Origin of the sequence: Rhizobium sp. PDO1-076 (genome assembly GCF_000247475.1) — a bacterium.
Taxonomy (GTDB): Bacteria; Pseudomonadota; Alphaproteobacteria; order Rhizobiales; family Rhizobiaceae; genus Allorhizobium.
Map to the genome: position 1 here is coordinate 1 of NZ_AHZC01000396.1, position 17,032 is coordinate 17,032.

15 protein-coding genes are annotated in these 17,032 nt (G+C 62.6%); 3 read left to right on the forward strand and 12 right to left on the reverse strand.

The window, feature by feature from the left end; genetic code table 11:
• Positions 1-74 precede the first annotated feature (74 nt).
• Complete coding sequence (locus tag PDO_RS20205; protein ID WP_007606257.1) at positions 75-1,058, reverse strand: sugar-binding transcriptional regulator; 984 nt, start codon at positions 1,056-1,058, stop codon at positions 75-77.
• A 213-nt stretch (positions 1,059-1,271) separates the two neighbouring features.
• Here PDO_RS20205 and tal point away from each other — a divergent pair, with 213 nt between their 5' ends.
• On the forward strand, positions 1,272-2,228 hold the full coding sequence (gene tal, locus PDO_RS20210; protein WP_007606259.1) for a transaldolase: 957 nt from the start codon (positions 1,272-1,274) through the stop codon (positions 2,226-2,228).
• A gap of 85 nt (positions 2,229-2,313) precedes the next feature.
• On the opposite strand, the gene PDO_RS28660 is transcribed toward tal, so the two are convergent.
• The 7 genes from PDO_RS28660 to PDO_RS20245 all read right to left on the reverse strand — a co-directional run bounded on the left by PDO_RS28660 (position 2,314) and on the right by PDO_RS20245 (position 10,424).
• Positions 2,314-2,817, reverse strand: coding sequence for an SH3 domain-containing protein (locus PDO_RS28660; RefSeq protein WP_007606260.1), 504 nt, complete (start codon positions 2,815-2,817; stop codon positions 2,314-2,316).
• 871 nt (positions 2,818-3,688) lie between these two features.
• On the reverse strand, positions 3,689-5,113 hold the full coding sequence (locus PDO_RS20220) for a gamma-aminobutyraldehyde dehydrogenase (protein ID WP_007606261.1): 1,425 nt from the start codon (positions 5,111-5,113) through the stop codon (positions 3,689-3,691).
• 25 nt (positions 5,114-5,138) lie between these two features.
• Entirely contained in the window at positions 5,139-5,954 is an 816-nt protein-coding gene (locus tag PDO_RS20225) for an ABC transporter permease (RefSeq protein ID WP_007606262.1), read from the reverse strand.
• Positions 5,944-6,894, reverse strand: a complete 951-nt coding sequence (locus PDO_RS20230) for an ABC transporter permease (protein ID WP_007606263.1) — start codon at positions 6,892-6,894, stop codon at positions 5,944-5,946. The genes PDO_RS20225 and PDO_RS20230 overlap by 11 nt, the downstream gene beginning before the upstream one ends.
• Entirely contained in the window at positions 6,891-7,880 is a 990-nt protein-coding gene (locus PDO_RS20235) for an ABC transporter ATP-binding protein (RefSeq protein ID WP_007606264.1), read from the reverse strand. Before PDO_RS20235 ends, PDO_RS20230 begins: the two co-directional genes overlap by 4 nt.
• Before the next feature lie 194 nt (positions 7,881-8,074).
• Positions 8,075-9,232, reverse strand: coding sequence for an ABC transporter substrate-binding protein (locus tag PDO_RS20240; protein ID WP_007606266.1), 1,158 nt, complete (start codon positions 9,230-9,232; stop codon positions 8,075-8,077).
• Positions 9,233-9,512: 280 nt separating this feature from the next.
• Entirely contained in the window at positions 9,513-10,424 is a 912-nt protein-coding gene (locus tag PDO_RS20245; RefSeq protein ID WP_007606274.1) for a LysR family transcriptional regulator, read from the reverse strand.
• 179 nt (positions 10,425-10,603) lie between these two features.
• Between PDO_RS20245 and PDO_RS20250 the strand changes: the two genes are divergently transcribed.
• Positions 10,604-11,500 carry a DMT family transporter gene (locus PDO_RS20250; protein ID WP_007606276.1) on the forward strand — a complete coding sequence of 299 codons (897 nt, stop codon included), beginning with the start codon at positions 10,604-10,606 and terminating at the stop codon, positions 11,498-11,500.
• Positions 11,501-11,540: 40 nt separating this feature from the next.
• On the opposite strand, the gene PDO_RS20255 is transcribed toward PDO_RS20250, so the two are convergent.
• The 4 genes from PDO_RS20255 to PDO_RS20270 are packed head-to-tail and all read right to left on the reverse strand — an operon-like array spanning position 11,541 to position 15,118.
• The gene (locus PDO_RS20255; protein ID WP_007606278.1) at positions 11,541-12,383 is read right to left on the reverse strand and encodes a metal ABC transporter permease; all 843 of its coding nucleotides are present in this window, start codon (positions 12,381-12,383) and stop codon (positions 11,541-11,543) included.
• On the reverse strand, positions 12,380-13,252 hold the full coding sequence (locus tag PDO_RS20260; protein WP_007606280.1) for a metal ABC transporter permease: 873 nt from the start codon (positions 13,250-13,252) through the stop codon (positions 12,380-12,382). The genes PDO_RS20255 and PDO_RS20260 overlap by 4 nt, the downstream gene beginning before the upstream one ends.
• Positions 13,236-14,216 carry a manganese/iron ABC transporter ATP-binding protein gene (locus PDO_RS20265; protein ID WP_007606282.1) on the reverse strand — a complete coding sequence of 327 codons (981 nt, stop codon included), beginning with the start codon at positions 14,214-14,216 and terminating at the stop codon, positions 13,236-13,238. Before PDO_RS20265 ends, PDO_RS20260 begins: the two co-directional genes overlap by 17 nt.
• A 2-nt stretch (positions 14,217-14,218) precedes the next feature.
• Positions 14,219-15,118 (reverse strand): metal ABC transporter substrate-binding protein, encoded by a 900-nt coding sequence (locus PDO_RS20270; RefSeq protein ID WP_007606289.1) that lies wholly within the window; start codon positions 15,116-15,118, stop codon positions 14,219-14,221.
• A 255-nt stretch (positions 15,119-15,373) separates the two neighbouring features.
• On the opposite strand from PDO_RS20270, the gene PDO_RS27630 reads away from it, so the two are divergent.
• Entirely contained in the window at positions 15,374-16,954 is a 1,581-nt protein-coding gene (locus tag PDO_RS27630; RefSeq protein ID WP_007606290.1) for a putative sodium/potassium/calcium exchanger, read from the forward strand.
• The last annotated feature ends 78 nt before the right edge of the window (positions 16,955-17,032 follow it).

The following is a 17,032-nucleotide window of genomic DNA, read 5'->3' on the forward strand; positions in this document are numbered from 1 at the left end:
ATGGATGCGTTGCGGCATTCTCCCTTCTCCCCGTCTACGGGGAGAAGGTGCCGGCAGGCGGATGAGGGGCAGTTTCAGTTGTCTTCCACCATCCCCAGCAACGCTCTTGCTGCACTTTCGTCGGTGATCAGAGTGTTGCAGCCGATGCGTTTGATCGTGGCGCGGATGGCGACTGCGCGGTGGGCGCCGCCGGACGAGATGACGATGTGCTTTGCCTTCTTCAGCGTATCGAGATCGACCGACATGACGCGCTCGTTGATCGGGTGGTCGACCGAGCGGCCGTCGGCGTCGAGAAAGTTGAACATGGTGTCGCAGACGCAGCCGGCGGCGATCAGTTCCTCCAGCGTCTCGTGGCTGATGAAACCTTCCGACAGCGAGGTCGAGTGCGGCCCGATATCGCCGCAGGAGACGATGGCGAGGTCGAGGTTTTCGGCGAGATCATAGAGCGTCTTCAGGCCGCATTTTTCGATCAGCGCCCGCTTGGTGGCAACGGAATCGACCAGAAGCGGCGCCAGGAACATGTAACATTCGGCACCCAGCTGGCTCGCCAGCCGCCAGGTGTAGTCGATCGGATTGGTCTGGTGGACGGCGACGATGCCGCCGAGCAGCGAGACGACCTTGCAGTTTTCCCGGCGCGGCGGACGAAAGCCGGACAGCGAGGCGGTCATGGTCCGGCCCCAGCCGACGCCGATCGTGGCATCGTCGGTGACCACTTCGGTGAGGAACTGGCCGAGCGCCAGGCCGACGGCTGAGGCGATCGCGGCGGCATCCTGGCTGGCCGGGGAGGGCACAACCACGGCTTCGTCGAGACCAAAGGCTTTTTCCAGCCGCACGGCCAGTTCGACGCAATCGCCGATGCCGTCGCTGATCCAGATCTGCACCTCGGCCCGCTTCAGGGCCTCGTCGAGCATGCGGATGACGGTCGAGCGGCTGATGCCGAGACGGTCGGCGACATCCTTCTGCGTCAGGCCCTGATTGTAGTACAGCCATGCCGCCCGCAGACGCTGCGATGCCGCGTCGGAATAGGTGCTGTGGGTTTCCCGTCTGAGCTTGGCCAAGGGTCACGGTATCCTGATAATGTCAGCGGGCACTATTTCCCGATATGACACTTATGTCAAATCAGATGCACAAATGTCTTGACTTCCTCCCCCCGCAATTGCGATAGTCCAGGCTATAATCGCGCGCGTTCATCTTGCCGGTCCCTGCATCGGATCCTCGGGAACGAATGGCCGTTGAACAGGTTTAACCAAGCAAATTCGAAGGATATCCGCATGACTTCCAAACTCGAACAGCTTCGCGCCATGACGACCGTTGTTGCCGATACCGGCGACATCGAGGCGGTCGCCCGCCTGAAGCCTGTCGATTGCACGACCAATCCGTCCATCGTCCTCAAGGCGCTGGGCACGGATGCGTTTGCCGATGCCTTCAAGGAAGCGATTGCCTGGGGCAAGGCCAAGGGCGGCAAGGATGACGCCGTCGTCGGCGCCATCGCCGACCGTATGGCCATCTCCGTCGGTGCGGCACTTGCCGCGCTGGTGCCGGGCCGCGTCTCGACCGAAGTCGATGCCGACCTGTCGTTCGACACCAAGGCGTCGATCGAGAAGGCCCATGGCATCATTGCCGGCTACAAGGAACGCGGAATCGAGAAGGATCGCATCCTGATCAAGCTCGCCTCCACCTGGGAAGGTATCCGGGCTGCCGAAGTGCTGCAGAAGGAAGGCATCGACTGCAATCTGACGCTGCTGTTCTCCAAGGCCCAGGCGATTGCCTGCGCCGAAGCTAAGGTGTTCCTGATCTCGCCCTTCGTCGGCCGTATCCTCGACTGGTACAAGAAGTCGACCGGCGAAAACTACACGTCGGAAACCGATCCGGGCGTGGTCTCGGTGCGCGCCATCTATGACTACTACAAGGCGAACGGCATCAACACGATCGTCATGGGCGCCTCGTTCCGCAATGCCGGTGAAATCGAAGCGCTGGCCGGTTGCGACCGCCTGACGATCAGCCCGCAGCTGCTCGACGAGCTGAATGCCGCCGAAGGCAACCTGCCGCGCATGCTGTCGCCGGAGAACGCCAAGGCCGAGCCGCTGGTCTCGCTCGACGAGAAGGCATTCCGCTGGGCGATGAACGAGGATGCGATGGCGACCGAAAAGCTCGCCGAAGGCATTCGCGGCTTTGCCAAGGATCTCGGCACGTTGCGTGGCCAGATCGCCAAGGCACTGGCTGCCTGAGGCACAAACGTCCCAACCCAAACCTCCCGGGAAGGCGCTGCGATCCAACCGCGGCGCCTTTTTCGTCTTGATCAGGTCGCGCCGATCAAGGTCTGTGCGGCTGGTGCGGCTCATGCGGCTGGTGCGGCGGGCGGCCCGGATCGTTCGGGAGCGGGATCGGAATGATCGGCTGGATTTCCAGGCGCCGGTCATCATAGGGCATGAAGCCGGCATCCTCGTAAAGGAAGCGGCCATCGACCCAGCCGGAAATGCGCGGACGGTCGACGGTCGCCACCCGGCACCAGTATCCGCCCCGGCTTTCCCGGCAGTTCAGCCGCTCGATCGGCGAGCCCTCATCCAGCATGTGAATGACGCGGAAGTTCGGGCCGGCGCCGGAATAGACGGCAAGCCTTGCCCCGGGCGGCAGGCCGCGCACATGCCAGAGATAGGTATCCATCATCTGGCCACCACCGAGATCGGGTGCCGGGATCACTTGCGGTTGCTGGGCCATCACAGGAGCAGCCAGGATCGTCCACAGGCCAACAAGCGCTGCGGCGGCCCTGAGGGCGCGGCGGCGCGTCTTTGCGGCTCGGCTCCTGCGGTTGCGCATATGGTTCTCCCCGATGATTCCACCCGCATGATACGGGGTAGGCTCGCGCTGTGCCACCGGTTTGGCCGTTCAGGGTAAATGGATGGGCGTTTCCTCCCGTCAAGCCAGTCAAAGGCGCGGCCGAGGGGGATGACTTTTCCAAATCCCTGAGCGTTTTCAACAAAACGCACCCACTTTCATCCCCCTTGTTTTGAGCCATGCCATAATGCCCCCGTTCCGCTTTCGGATACACCGGGCGTTGCGAGCCCGGCGAAGCGGAACCGGCGCCGGAGGGCGCGGCTGCCGCAGGCCAGACCCTCCGGGCCGGATGCAACGGTCTCCCTCTGGTGGAAGGGAAGGCGCATGGCGAAGACCCCGGATGGGTTGCCGTCCTGTCGACATCCCTACAGCCATCGGACGTGCCTCAGCGGCACACAAACAAGGCGCCGGGCCCGGTCACGGGCTCGGTGACAAAGACGGCGGGAGTTGCGGCGACAATGCCAAAGCTCCCCGGGCGAGGGTCAGGTCGGGATGTGCGCACATCCGCCGAGAACCTGAAACCTCCCGGGCACCTGGCCAGGACGTCTCGACGAGACGTTCCGGACCCAAGCCCGGTTGACGACGAGACTTCGGTCTCGCCGGCCAGAGCCGCCTTGCCAGAGAGACGCATGCAACCGGCAAAAATCGCCGAACGGGGCGCCGGAAGGAGCCACATACTAAACTTACAGAGGCTGCTACTGGCGCCCTGTCCGAGACTGCCATCATCCCCGGAGGAGGACATCCGACCGGTGGTTTGGCATGGGATTTTTGAAGGTTTTGATTTTACCCCGGCAGCGCATTCAACGCTGCCGGCGGCATGGGTGGCTGGATTGTCATCCCCGGGCGCAACGCCTCAATGCGCGATCATCACATGGCGCACGGCGGTGTAGTCCTCCAGCGCATAGACCGACATGTCCTTGCCGTAACCGGACTGTTTCAGGCCGCCATGCGGCATCTCGTTGCACAGCATGAAATGCGTGTTGATCCAGGTGCAGCCGTAACGCAGCTTGGCCGCCGTCTGCATGGCGCGCGAGATGTCCTTGGTCCAGACAGACGAGGCAAGGCCGTAGTCGCTGTCATTGGCCCAGGTCACGGCCTGATCGACATCCGAGAAGCGGGTGACGGAGACGACCGGGCCGAAGACTTCGCGCCGTACGATCTCGTCGTCCTGCAAGGCGCCGGCAATGACCGTCGGGGCATAGAAGAAACCCTTGTCCGAGCCGAGCTTGCCGCCGGTCACCACTTCCATGTGCTTGTGTTCGGAGGCGCGGGCGACGAAGCTCTCGACGCGGTCGCGCTGGCGCTTGGAGATCAGCGGGCCGATCTCGTTTTCGGTGTCGTCGGCCTGGTTGTATTTCAGCGTCGAGACGGCGGAGGCGAGGTCGGCGACGAATTTTTCGTAGACCTTGTCGCTCGCATAGATGCGGCAGGCGGCGGTGCAGTCCTGGCCGGCGTTGTAGTAGCCGAAGGTGCGGATCGCCGAGACGACGGCATCGATATCGGCGTCATCATAGATGATGACGGGGGCCTTGCCGCCGAGTTCCAGATGGGTGCGCTTGACGGTCTTGGCGGCCGCCGCCAGCACCTTCTTGCCGGTGGCGATGTCGCCGGTGATCGACACCATGCCGATCTTCGGGTGGTTGATGATCGCGTTGCCGACGCTTTCGCCACGGCCGAGCACGACATTGACCACGCCTTCCGGCAGGATATCGGCCATCAGCTTGGCCATTTTCAGCGCGGTCAGCGGGGTCTGCTCGGACGGCTTGAAGACGACGGTATTGCCGGCGGCAATCGCCGGGGCCAGCTTCCAGGCCATCATCATCAGCGGATAATTCCACGGTGCGATCGAGCCGACGATGCCGATCGGATCGCGGCGGATCATCGAGGTGAAACCGGGCAGGTATTCACCGGCGACCGGTGCATGCATCGAGCGGATGGCGCCGGCGAAGAAGCGGTAGCAGTCGACGATGGCGGGGATCTCGTCGTTCAAGACGGCATTGATCGGCTTGCCGCAATTCAGCGCTTCCAGCGTGGCAAAGCCGAGTGCGTCCTTTTCAACGGCATCGGCGATGGCGAGCAGATAGGCCGAGCGCTGGCCGGGCGTGGTTGCCGACCACGACTGGAAGGCTTTGTCGGCGGCATCGACGGCGGCGTCGATCTGGCCCAGCGAAGCTTCGGCCAGGTCGAGGATCAGTTCGCCGGTCTTTGGGTTGAGGATCTTTTCCTCGATCTCGGTGCCGGCTTCGAACTTCGAGCCGATCAGCATCTGGGTGTCCATATTGTTCTCCCTCGTTTTTTGACGGTTATTTGCCACTGCCGGAGACCTGGTCGGTATCGCGGGTGAGATAAAAGGCGGCCAGGATCGGCAGGAATGTCACGATCACCACGACCATGGCGACGACATTGGTGACGGGTCGCTGGCGCGGGCGGATCAGTTCTTCCAACATCCAGATCGGCAAGGTCGATTGCTGGCCGCCGGTGAAGGTGGTGACGATGACCTCATCGAAGGACAAGGCGAAGGCGAGCATGCCGCCGGCCAGAAGTGCCGTCGCGATGTTCGGCAGGATGATGTAGCGGAAGGTCTGGAAGCCATCGGCACCGAGATCCATCGAGGCCTCGATCAGCGAGCCGGAGGTGCGGCGGAAGCGGGCCACCGCATTGTTGTAGACGACGACGACGCAGAACGTGCCGTGGCCGAGGATGATCGTCCACATCGAAAACGGGATCTCGCCGAGCGAAAAGGCCGAGCGCAGGGCAATGCCGGTGATGATGCCGGGCAGGGCTATCGGCAGGATGACGAGCAGCGAGATCGCTTCGCGGCCGAAGAACTTGGTGCGGGCGACGGCGGCGGACGCGAGCGTGCCGAGGACCAGTGCGATCAGCGTGGCGATGGTCGCGACCTTGACCGACAGCCACAGCGCTTCCCAGATATCCGGGCGGTTCCAGGCAATGGCGAACCACTTGGTGGTCAAGCCCGGCGGCGGCCACTGGAAGCTCTTTTCCTCGGTGGTGAAGGCATAGACGAAGATCAGCAGGATCGGCAGATGCAGGAAGGCGAGACCGCCGGCGGCTGCGAGTTTCAACGGCAGACCTGCCGCATTGGGACGATCAGAGCGCATCGAAGGCCCCCATGCGTTTGGCGATGGTGAGATAAATGCCCATGATGACGATCGGCACGACCGAGAAGGCGGCCGCGAGCGGGATATTGCCGGCGGTGCCCTGCTGGGCATAGACGGCCTGGCCGATGAACAGCCGCGACGAGCCGATGATCTGCGGGATGATGTAGTCGCCGAGCGTCAGTGAAAACGTGAAGATGGAACCGGCGACGATGCCGGGCAAAGCCAGCGGGAAGAGCACGTGGCGGAAGGTCTGGCGCGGGTCGGCGCCGAGATCGCCGGACGCCTCGATCAGGTTGCCGGGCACGCGTTCCAGCGCTGCCTGGGTCGGCAGGATCATGTAGGGCAGCCAGACATAGACGAAGACGATGAAGGTGCCGATATAGCTGATCGACAGGGAGTTGCCGCCAATCACCGGCGTCGCCAGAATGCCGTCAAGCAGCCAGGTCAGGTGCAGCTTGGCGAAGATCCAGGTGAGGATGCCTTCCTTGGCGAGGATCAGTTTCCAGGCATAGATCTTGACCAGATAGCTCGACCAGAGCGGCAGCATGATGCCGAGATAGAAGACCGCCTTCCATTTGCCGGTCGCGTAGCGGGCAGCATAATAGGCGATCGGAAAGGCGAGCAGGGCCGAGGCGAGCGTCACCGAGATCGCCATCAGCAGCGTGCGCAGGATGATGTCGAAATTTGACGGGATCAGCAGCTGCCTGTAGGTCGCAAACGTGAATTCGTAAGTGATCAGGCCCGAGAAATCGTCGATGGCGAAAAAGCTCTGCAGCAGAAGCGCGATCAGCGAGCCGACATAGATGATGCCGAGCCAGAGCAGGGGCGGCACCAGCATCAGCACCAGCAGCAGGTTGGGCCTCCGCCAGAACAGATCCGAGAGCCGCCCCGCCAGGCCGTTGCGGCCGGGAAGAATGGCGGTGGTGGGGGCCATGCTCATGCAAGGTCCTCCATGATGTGCAGGTCGCCCGGCTGCCAGGTGATGCGGGTGCTGTCGCCGGCGTTCGGCACGGGCTGTCCGGCCGGGACCATGACGGACAAAGGCAGGCTGCCGACGTCGAGGAACAGGCGGGTGGCGCTGCCGAGGAAACTCTTCGAGCGCACGGTCGCCGCGATGCCGCCTTCTGCAGTCAGGCGGATCGCTTCGGGCCTGAGGCTCGTCCATTTCGCCGCACCGCCAAGCTTGGCCATGTCGGCCGGTGCAATGACATTCGACGAGCCGACGAAATCGGCGACAAAGCGTGTGCACGGCTGGTTGTAGATCTCTTCCGGCGTGCCGGCCTGGACGATCCTGCCGTCGTTGAACACGGCGACCCGGTCGGCCATCGACAACGCTTCGCCCTGGTCATGGGTGACGAAGACGAAGGTGATGCCGAGTGCGCGCTGCAGGCTCTTCAGCTCTTCCTGCATCTGCTCGCGCAGCTTGAGATCAAGCGCGCCGAGCGGTTCGTCGAGCAGCAGGACCTTCGGCTTGTTGACCAGGGCGCGTGCCAGCGCCACGCGCTGGCGCTGGCCGCCGGACAACTGGCCGGGCTTGCGACTGCCATAGCCGGGAAGCTTGACCAGTTCGAGTGCCTTTTCGGCTTCGCGCAGACGCTCGGTCTTGCCCATGCCCTTGACCATCAGCCCGTAGGCGACATTGTCGAGGATGCTCAGATGCGGGAAGAGGGCGTAATCCTGGAAGACCGTATTGACGTTGCGGCGATAGGGCGGAACGCCGCCAGCCTTTTCGCCAAAGATCTCGATTTCGCCACTGGTCGGCTGTTCGAAGCCGGCGATCAGGCGCAGGCAGGTGGTCTTGCCCGAACCCGACGGCCCGAGCATGGCGAAAAACTCGCCAGGCTCAATGGTCAGGTCGACCGCGTCGACGGCTTTGACGGTGCCGAAATGGCGCGACACCTTCGTGAAGGAAACGGCAGCGGTCATGGGGACTCCGGTTTTCGCAAACGCCCCTCATCCGCCTGCCGGCACCTTCTCCCCGCAGGCGGGGAGAAGGACGAGCCTCAGCCGGCCCTTATTGTCGGGCTGGATGCTATCGGACGGTGTTTTCGGGGCACGTCCCCTCTCCCCGTTCACGGGGAGAGGGCTAGGGTGAGGGGCAAAAGTCCCCTCGACGTTGATCAGCGGCCGCCGATTACGCCGATATAGTCCGAAACCCAGCGGTGGTAGGGGACGCATTCGCCGGTGCTGCACTTCGACGTCGGGGTGCGCCAGAACTTGATCTTGTCGAAGTTCTCGAAGCCGTTGGTCTTGCAGCCTTCGTCGCCATAGAGCGCATTGCCCTTGCAGGCGGCCGGGACGGAGGGAACGGTGCCGAACCAGGCGGAGACGTCACCCTGGACCTTCTGCGACAGCGAGTGCTCCATCCACATATAGGCGCAGTTCGGATGTTCGCTGTCGGCATGCAGCATGGTGGTGTCGGCCCAGCCGGTCACGCCTTCCTCGGGGAAGGTCGAGGCGATCTTGGCGCCTTCGGCCTTCATCAGGTTGACCTGGAACGGCCAGGAACCGGAGGCCACAACGCCTTCGTTCTTGAAGTCGTCGATCTGGATCATCGCGTCGTGCCAGTAGCGGCCGACGAGCTTGCGCTGGCCGCGCAGCAGATCGAGGGCAGCCTTGTACTGGTCCTCGTTCAGCTCGTAGGGGTCCTTGATGCCGAGTTCCGGCTTGTGCTTCATCAGGTAGAGGGCGGCGTCCGCGACATAGATCGGGCCGTCATAGGCCTGGACGCGGCCCTTGTTGGACTTGCCGTCGGGAAGCGTCTGCTCTTCGAAGACGACGTTCCAGCTTTTCGGCGCTTCGTCCTTGAAGGCTTCGGTGTTGTACATCAGGACGTTTGCGCCCCAGACGTAAGGCGTGCCGTAATGCACGTCATTGACGGTATGCCACGGCGCGTTCTGCAGGCGCTCGTCGATGGTGCTCCAGGACGGGATCAGCGCCGTGTTGATGGGCTGGACGCGCTTGCCGGCAACGAGGCGCAGCGAGGCGTCGCCCGAGGCGGTGACGAGGTCGAAGCCGCCTTCGTTCATCAGGGCGACCATTTCGTCGGACGTGGCGGCGGTCTTGACGGTGACCATGCAGCCGGTCTTCTTTTCGAACTCGGTGACCCAATCATAGTTCTTGTCGGTCTCGCCGCGCTCGATATAGCCAGCCCAGGCGACGATCGAGAGCGCGCCTTCGCCGGCGCCAAGCGCCTGCAGCGGCTCCTGGGCGACTGCGGCGGAGGTAAGGCTGAGGATGGAGGCAAGAACAGTGCAGGACTTCAGAATAGACTTCATCGCGAGGTCTCCCGGTTTTTGAGGTGCCGCGTTTTCACGGCGTTTTGTTCCCGGTTCGAAAGGTGCAGCGAAAAATCCGCATTCGCAAATTCATTCGTCAGAATGGCGGTATCGGTTTTTCCGATACCGATGTGTTTTGAGATTGCCCCTCATCCGCCTGCCGGCACCTTCTCCCCGCAAGCGCGGCGAAGGGGCAGAGCGGCAACTCCATCGGCCTTCTCCCCGTTCACGGGGAGAAGGTGGCGGCAGCCGGATGAGGGGTAACCGCGTTTGCAAAAGCTCAGCGTGGTGCCCGTCCACTTCGCATCGCCTCGGCGATACCGACAAAATCCCGGGCGGCCTGGGGCAGGCTTGAGCCTTTGCGCCAGACCATGCCGACCTGGACGACCGGAAGCGCGCCGGAGACGTCGCGGCTTTCGATGCGGTCGCCTTCCAGCGACCAGGGGCGGTAGACGAGATCGGGCAGAAGCGCCACGCCGGCGCCTGTCGCAACTAGGCTGCGCACCGCTTCGACCGAGCGGGTGCGGAAGGCGACATGCGGGCGGGCGCCCAGCGCCGACAGTAGCTTGCCGGTGTTTTCCTCGATTTCATCCACCGTCAGCATGATCAGCGGTTCCTTGGTGATATCGGCAATCGAGATGATGTCGGCCGAGACCAGCGGATGGCCGATCGGCAGCCAGAGGCGATAGGGGGAGGTTTCTAGAATTTCGGCCTGCAAGGCGAGCCGGTCGCGCAGGTTGGAGATGACCATGACGGCGACATCGAGTTCGCCGCCGACCAGCAGGTGCTCGAGATAGGAGCCATTGTCCTCGATCGCCGAGACTTCGACGCCGGGGCAGGCGCGGCGGTAGCGGGCGAGCAGATCGGACAGGACATAGCCGGCGACCAGCGAGGTGACGCCGATGTTCAGCGTGCCGCCGGTGTTGTTCTTGGTTTCGGCGAAGGAATTGCGCGCATCCGAGACGGTCGCCAGGATCTTGGTCGCGTGGCGGAGGAACTGGTGGCCGTTATAGGTGATCGACAGGCCGCGCGGATGGCGCTCGAACAGTTCGACGCCGAGATCGCCTTCCAACTCCTTGATCGCTTCGGTGACGGAAGACTGGGAAATCGACAGGTTCTGGGCGGCACGGGTGACCGAGCCCTGTTCCGCGACGGCGACAAAATACTGCAACTGACGAATGGTGAAGGCCATGTCGACTATACAGCATGGAGATGAGGTTTCGAACAAGGGGCGCCAGCAGTTGTCAGGTTGCAGGGCAGCCATGAATTTCTGGACTAGGCAAACAGCGTCAGGGGTGTAGGATCAATCGGCGGCACCACCGGTTCGTGCGCATATCCCGTTTCATTTTCCCCAAGCTTTTGTATCCCATCATGAAATCGACGCCGCTCGGCTATACCTTTACCTTCCTCGCCTTTTCCGTCTTCGCCATTCAGGACGGTATCTCCAAGCATCTGGGGGTCAGCTATTCGCCGGTGCAGGTTGCGATGGTGCGCTACTGGGCCTTCGTCGCCTTCGCCCTGTTCCTGGCCAGCCGCGCACCGGGTGGACTGTCGGCTGCGGTGGCAACCAAGCGGCCGCTGTTGCAGGTGCTGCGCGGCCTCATCCTGTTTTCGCAGATCCTGATCTCGATCGTCGCCTTTACCAAGGTGGGATTGGCGCAGAGCCAGGCGATCTTTGCCGCGGGTCCGATTTTTGTGGCGCTGCTCTCTATGCCTATCCTGGGCGAAAAGGTCGGCTGGCGCCGCTGGACGGCGATCGTCTTCGGGCTCGTCGGGGTGGTGATCATGCTCTCGCCGACGGCGGGCGGCTTCAACGCCTATATCTGGCTGCCGCTGATCTGCGCCGTGCTCGGCGCGGTCTACGGCATCGTCACGCGTCTCGTCAGCCGTGATGACCAGCCCTCGACCTCCTTCTTCTACCTGGCGATCGTCGGCTTCATCGGCGCGAGCCTGCTTGGTCCATTCTTCTGGGTGCCGTTCACGACGATCGACTGGGCGTGGATGGGGGGACTTTGCTGCACAGGCATCATCGGGCATTTCGCCCTGATCCGGGCCTATGAAAACCTCGATGCGGTGATCGTCCAGCCGATTTCCTATTGGCAATTGGTGATCGGTGCGGTGATCGCCATTACCGTCTTCGGCGAAGTGCTGCGCTGGAACACGGTGGTCGGTGCCACCATCGTCGTCGGGGCAGGCTTGTTCACCGTCTGGCGCGAATGGGTGGTGTCCCGGCGTGTCCGCCGGGCCGAAGAAGAAGCGCGCGTGTAACGGTTTCCGACAAACACACAGGACTGTTGTCGGAACCGCTCTACAGCGTTGCCTGCGTCCGGCGGTTGCGAAATGCGCCGACAATGAAGACCAGCACGAACATCGAACTCATGACCAGGACGATGGTCGGTGCCGGCGCGCTGTCGAGGAAGAAGCTCAGATAGATCCCGATCAGCGACGCCAGAACGGCGACCGATACGGCGGCGACCAGCATGGACTGGAAGCGCCTTGTGATCAGGAAGGCGATGGCGCCGGGCGTTACCAGCATGGCGACCGAGAGGATGATACCGACCGCCTTCAGGGCGCCGACGACGACCAGCGACAGAACCGCCAACTGGCCATAGTGCAGAAGTCGCACCGACAGGCCGATGGCGCGGGCATGCTGCGGATCGAAGGCATGGGCGAGCAGGTCCTTGCGCAGCAAAACAAGGAAGGCGGTGGCCGCCAGCGCGATCAGGCCGGTTTCGATCAGGTCGGATGGCAGGATACCCAGCATGTCGCCGAACAGGATATGGTCGAGATGCACGCTGCTCTCGACATTGACATAGAGCACCAGTCCGAGACCGAACATGCCGGAAAAGACGATGCCAAGCACCGTGTCTTCCTTGATGCGGCTGTTTTCCTTGACGTAGCCGGTCATCAGCGCGCAGGCGAGGCCGGCGATGAAGGCGCCGATCGCCAATGGAATGCCGGCGATATAGGCGATGACGATACCGGGCAGCACGGCATGGGAGACCGCGTCGCCCATCAGCGACCAGCCCTTGAGCACCAGGAAACAGGAAAGCAAGGCCATGGGCACGGCAATCATCAGCGTGATGACGAAGGCCGTCTGCATGAAGGGCAGATGGAAGGGCAGGATCAGCAGTTCGAGTGTTTCGTTCACGCGGCACGCTCCAGTTCCAGCGGTTCCAGTGCAAGCTTGGCACGACGGCGGGCGGCGAACAGGCCGTGCTTGGGGGCAAACAGGAAGGCTGCGACGAAGATCAGCGATTGCAGCACGACGATGACACCGCCGGTTGCGCCATCAAGGAAATAGCTCAGATATGCGCCGATGAAACTGGTGCCGGCGCCGATGGCGAGTGCCATCAGGATCAGCCGCTGGAAACGGTCGGTCAGCAGATAGGCGGTGGCGCCCGGGGTGACGACCATGGCGATCACCAGGAAGGCGCCGACGGTCTGCATAGCGGCAACGGTCGAGGCGGCGAGCAGGGTGAAGAAGATCACCTTCAGGCGCTCGGGTTTCAGGCCGATGGAGCGGGCATGGTTTTCGTCGAAAAAGGCGACCATCAGGTCCTTCCATTTCAGCGCGAGGACCACGAGGCTGATGCCGCCGATCAGGATAAGCTGCAGGGTGTCGGCCGGGGTGATAGCGAGGATATTGCCGAGCACGATGGTCTTGATGTCGATCGAGACGGGCGAGATCGACACCATAAACAGGCCAAGGCCGAAGAAGGAGGTGAAGATCAGGCCGATGATCGCATCTTCCTTGAGCTTGGTGCGCTGGTTGAGGAAGAGGATGGCGAGGGCTGCAAGGCCCCCGGAAATGAAGGCGCCGAAGGCAAAGGGCAGGCCGAGCATATAGGCGCCGGCAACGCCTGGCACGATCGCATGGGAGAGCGCATCGCCGATCAACGACCAGCCCTTGAGCATGAGATAGGCCGAGAGAAAGCCGCAGACGCCGCCGACCAGCGCGCTGACGAAGATCGCATTGCGCATGTAGTCATAGGTGAAGGGCTCAAGCAGGACGGTCATCGTCGACCCTTTCGAGCACGTCTGCCGGCTTCTGCGCAGGTGCCGGCGGTGCAGCCGCTGTTGTAGTCGGGGTGCCGTAGATGACGAAGGGGCGCTCGTCGTCGGTGATCACCTTGACCTCGCGGCGGTCGGCATCGTCGTGCAGGTCGCTGCCGGAGAGAACGAAGTGACGCAGGGCACCGCCGAAGGCTGCCTTGAGATTGTCTTCGGTAAACGTGTCTGCGGTTGTGCCTGCGGCCAGTACCGTGCCCTTGACGAAGATGGTGCGGTCGCAGAAGTCCGGAACACTGCCGAGATTGTGCGTTGAAACGAGCATGACGCGGCCTTCGGCGCGCAGGTCGCGCATCAGGGTGATGATCTGCTCCTCTGTGGTGACATCGACGCCGGTAAAGGGTTCGTCGAGCAGGATCACCTGGCCTTCCTGGGCAAGGGCGCGGGCGAGGAACACACGTTTGCGCTGGCCGCCGGAGAGTTCGCCGATCTGGCGCTTGCGGTAGTCGCCCATGCCGACGCGGGCCAATGCCTCGTCGACCAGGCGGCGGTCGTTCTTCGAGGGAATGCGGAGGAAGTTCATATGGCCATAGCGGCCCATCATCACCACGTCCTCGACCAGAACCGGGAAATTCCAGTCGACCTCTTCGGCCTGCGGCACATAGGCGATCAGGTTCCTGGCCAGCGCATCATGCACGCTCATGCCGAGCACGCTGATCCGGCCGCCGGCGACGGGCACGAAGCCCATGATCGCCTTGAACAGCGTCGACTTGCCGGCGCCGTTGACGCCGACAAGCGCGGTGATCGTGCCGGTGGGGATGGCGAAGCTTGCATGGCGCAGCGCCGTGTGGCCGTTGCGATAGGTGACGGTGACGTCTTCTGCGACAATGCCCTGCACGCCGGCGAATTCAAGCGCCTGGACGATTTTCAGGCTGGGCTGGCGCGATCTGGCCTGGCGTTGGCGGGAGCCCATAATCATCCTTCAAGTCCCTTGGCAATGGTCGAGACAGTGACCTTGAGGAGATCGATATAGGTCGGCACGGGACCGTCCTCGGTGCTGAGCGAATCCACGTAGAGCACACCGCCGTAGTTGGTGCCGGTTTCGGCCGCGACCTGCTTGGCCGGCTTGTCGGACACGGTGCTTTCGGAAAAGACGACGCGGATCTTGTTTTTGGTCACCGCATCGATCACGGCCTTTACCTGCTGTGGCGTGCCCTGGCTGTCGGCATTGATCGGCCAGAGATAAAGCTCCTTCAGGCCGAGATCGCGGGCGAGATAGGAGAAGGCGCCTTCGCTCGTCACCAGCCAGCGCTCGTTTTCGGGCAGGGCCGCGATCTGCGCCTTCATCGGGGCGATCTCGGCCTTAATTTTGTCCGAATAGGCGGCGGCATTGGCGGCATAGACGGCGGCATTGGCGGGGTCGATGCCGGTCAGCGCCTTGCGGATATTCTCGACATAGATCAGCGCATTGTCCGGCGACATCCAGGCATGCGGATTGGGCTTGCCGTCATAGGCGCCGCCGGCAATGCTCATCGGCGTTACCCCGTCGCTGACCACGACATTGGGCACATCGCCGAGATTGGCGAGGAACTTTTCAAACCAGGTTTCGAGATTGAGACCGTTCCACAACACGAGATTGGCGTCGCTGGCTTTCAGGATATCACGCGGCGTCGGCTGATAGCCGTGGATCTCGGCGCCGGGCTTGGTGATGCTTTCGACGGTGGCTGCGTCGCCTGCAACATTGCGGGCGATATCGGCGATCACGGTGAAAGTCGTGACGACCTTGGGCTTGTCGGCGGCGAATGCCGGGAGCGGCAGAAGGGCCAGCGCCGCGAGCAGGGAACTTCCGACGAGGCAGGCAAGTCTTGGCAGCATCCGCGATCTCCACTTGTTGCGAATAATTCTCATTAAAACCTATCGTGCAAATCCGCTTTGTCAATGCATTTGCAACTCATTCGCAAAAACAAAATGCTGCTGGCGAGAAATCCCGTCAACTTCGGGATTTTCGCCGCCGGAATGCCGTTGTGCGGCATTGTCGGGGGCAAGTTAAAGTTTCCGCAAGAACGATCTCATATGGTGGCGCAAGTATTGCGTAAAACAGCGGAGCGGTGTCATGGCGGAGTTCACAGCGTGAAGGGTCCGAAGATCCATATTTCGCGCAAGCTCGTGCTGATCTTCGGCGGCGTTCTTGTCCTGTGTGGCGGAACGGGTGCTGCTGCCGTGTTCATCGGCGCCGATACTCTGCTGGGTCCTTCCTATGCTGAGCTGAACGGTCTCGAATGCACCGAGGTCAAAACCGTCGAGATCCACAAGAAGGATCACTTCTGGATCCGTAAATACATCACGACCGATGCGCCGGGTGACGGCCTGACACGGGTGAAGACAGCCCTTCGGGTGGCGAAAAGCCTGCATGAGCATGAAAAGGCCGATCTGGTTCAGGTGGTCGTGCTTGATACCAAGGGACCAAAGGACCGCGCCGACATGCGCGGCCGGGCGGTTGGCGCGGACGTGATCTTCATTCCCGATCCAAGCCGCGTGCCGGAAGAGGCCGCGGCCCGAATGTTTACCGCGCGCTATGTCGACAAGGCTGCCAATGAGAACGGCCAGTTCTTCGGCGAGCGCATCGACATGATCGACAAGGATATCGAGGCGCTGGTTGCCAAGCTCGACGACACGACCGATTGCCTGAAGCCGGAAGTGGTGCTGCCGGAAGGCGCCCATGGTGCGGCACCCGCCGGACATGGCGAAGCGCCTGCGAGCGGGCATGGCGAGGCACCGGCCGAAGGCCATGGCGAGGCACCGGCAGATGCGCATGGTGAGGCGCCGGCCGAAGGCCATGGGGAAGCACCCGCCGAGGGCCATGGTGAAGAAACACCGGTGGCCGAACACGGCACCGAACAGGAAAAGGGCTGGATGGGTTCGATCCTAGGCATGGTCGGCCTTGGTGGCAGTGAAGAGCCAGCAGCGATCTCCCATGGTTCCGAAGCCGCTGGTCACGATGCGCCGGCAGAAGACGGCACTGTCGCGAACGAACACGGGGCGCCGGTCGCAGAGGTTGAGGCTGCCGGACATGGCGACGCTGCAGGGCATGGAGAGGCCGCCGGACATGCGTCTGCGGAAGGCGAAGGCCACGGTGCGCCAGTTGAGACAAATGGCGCCTCCGTAGAGGACCATGCAACAGTTGGTGGCCCTGCTGCCGCACCGTCAGAGCCGGCCGACGGTCATTCGTCCCCGGGCGCCGATGAAACACATACCGCAGAGACGACTGAAACTGAGGCTGAAGAGCAGGGCTGGCTTTCTTCGCTGAAGGGTATGGTCGGTCTGGGTGGTGAAGAGACAGCATCGGAGGAGAAGGCTTCTCCTGAAACAGGCGCCAGCGTCTCGGACGCCGATGACATTGCAAAGAAGAAGTGGCCGAAGCCAGCCGAAAACCAGGTTGCGCCGGATGGCGAACAGGCTGAGACCAAGCATGACGGCGGCGACTGGCTTGCCAAGATGCGAGCCAAGCCGATCAGCCCGACCGGCGAAACGTCGCATGAAGGGGCCGCTGCCGCTCCTGCTGTCGAACACGAGGCTGACGCGCTGGTGGAACCGAGCCATGAGGTGAAAGCCGAGGCCGATCACGCGCCGTCGATGCCGGCTGAAGACGAGGCCATCCTGCCGCCGAAAGCCAAGATCCATGGTGAGGAAGAGGCCAAGGCCGGGCATTGATCCGAGTCCATGTCAGGATTGACGCCTATATCAGAATGACAAAAGCCCCGGTCGCGAGACCGGGGCTTGTTTGTTTGC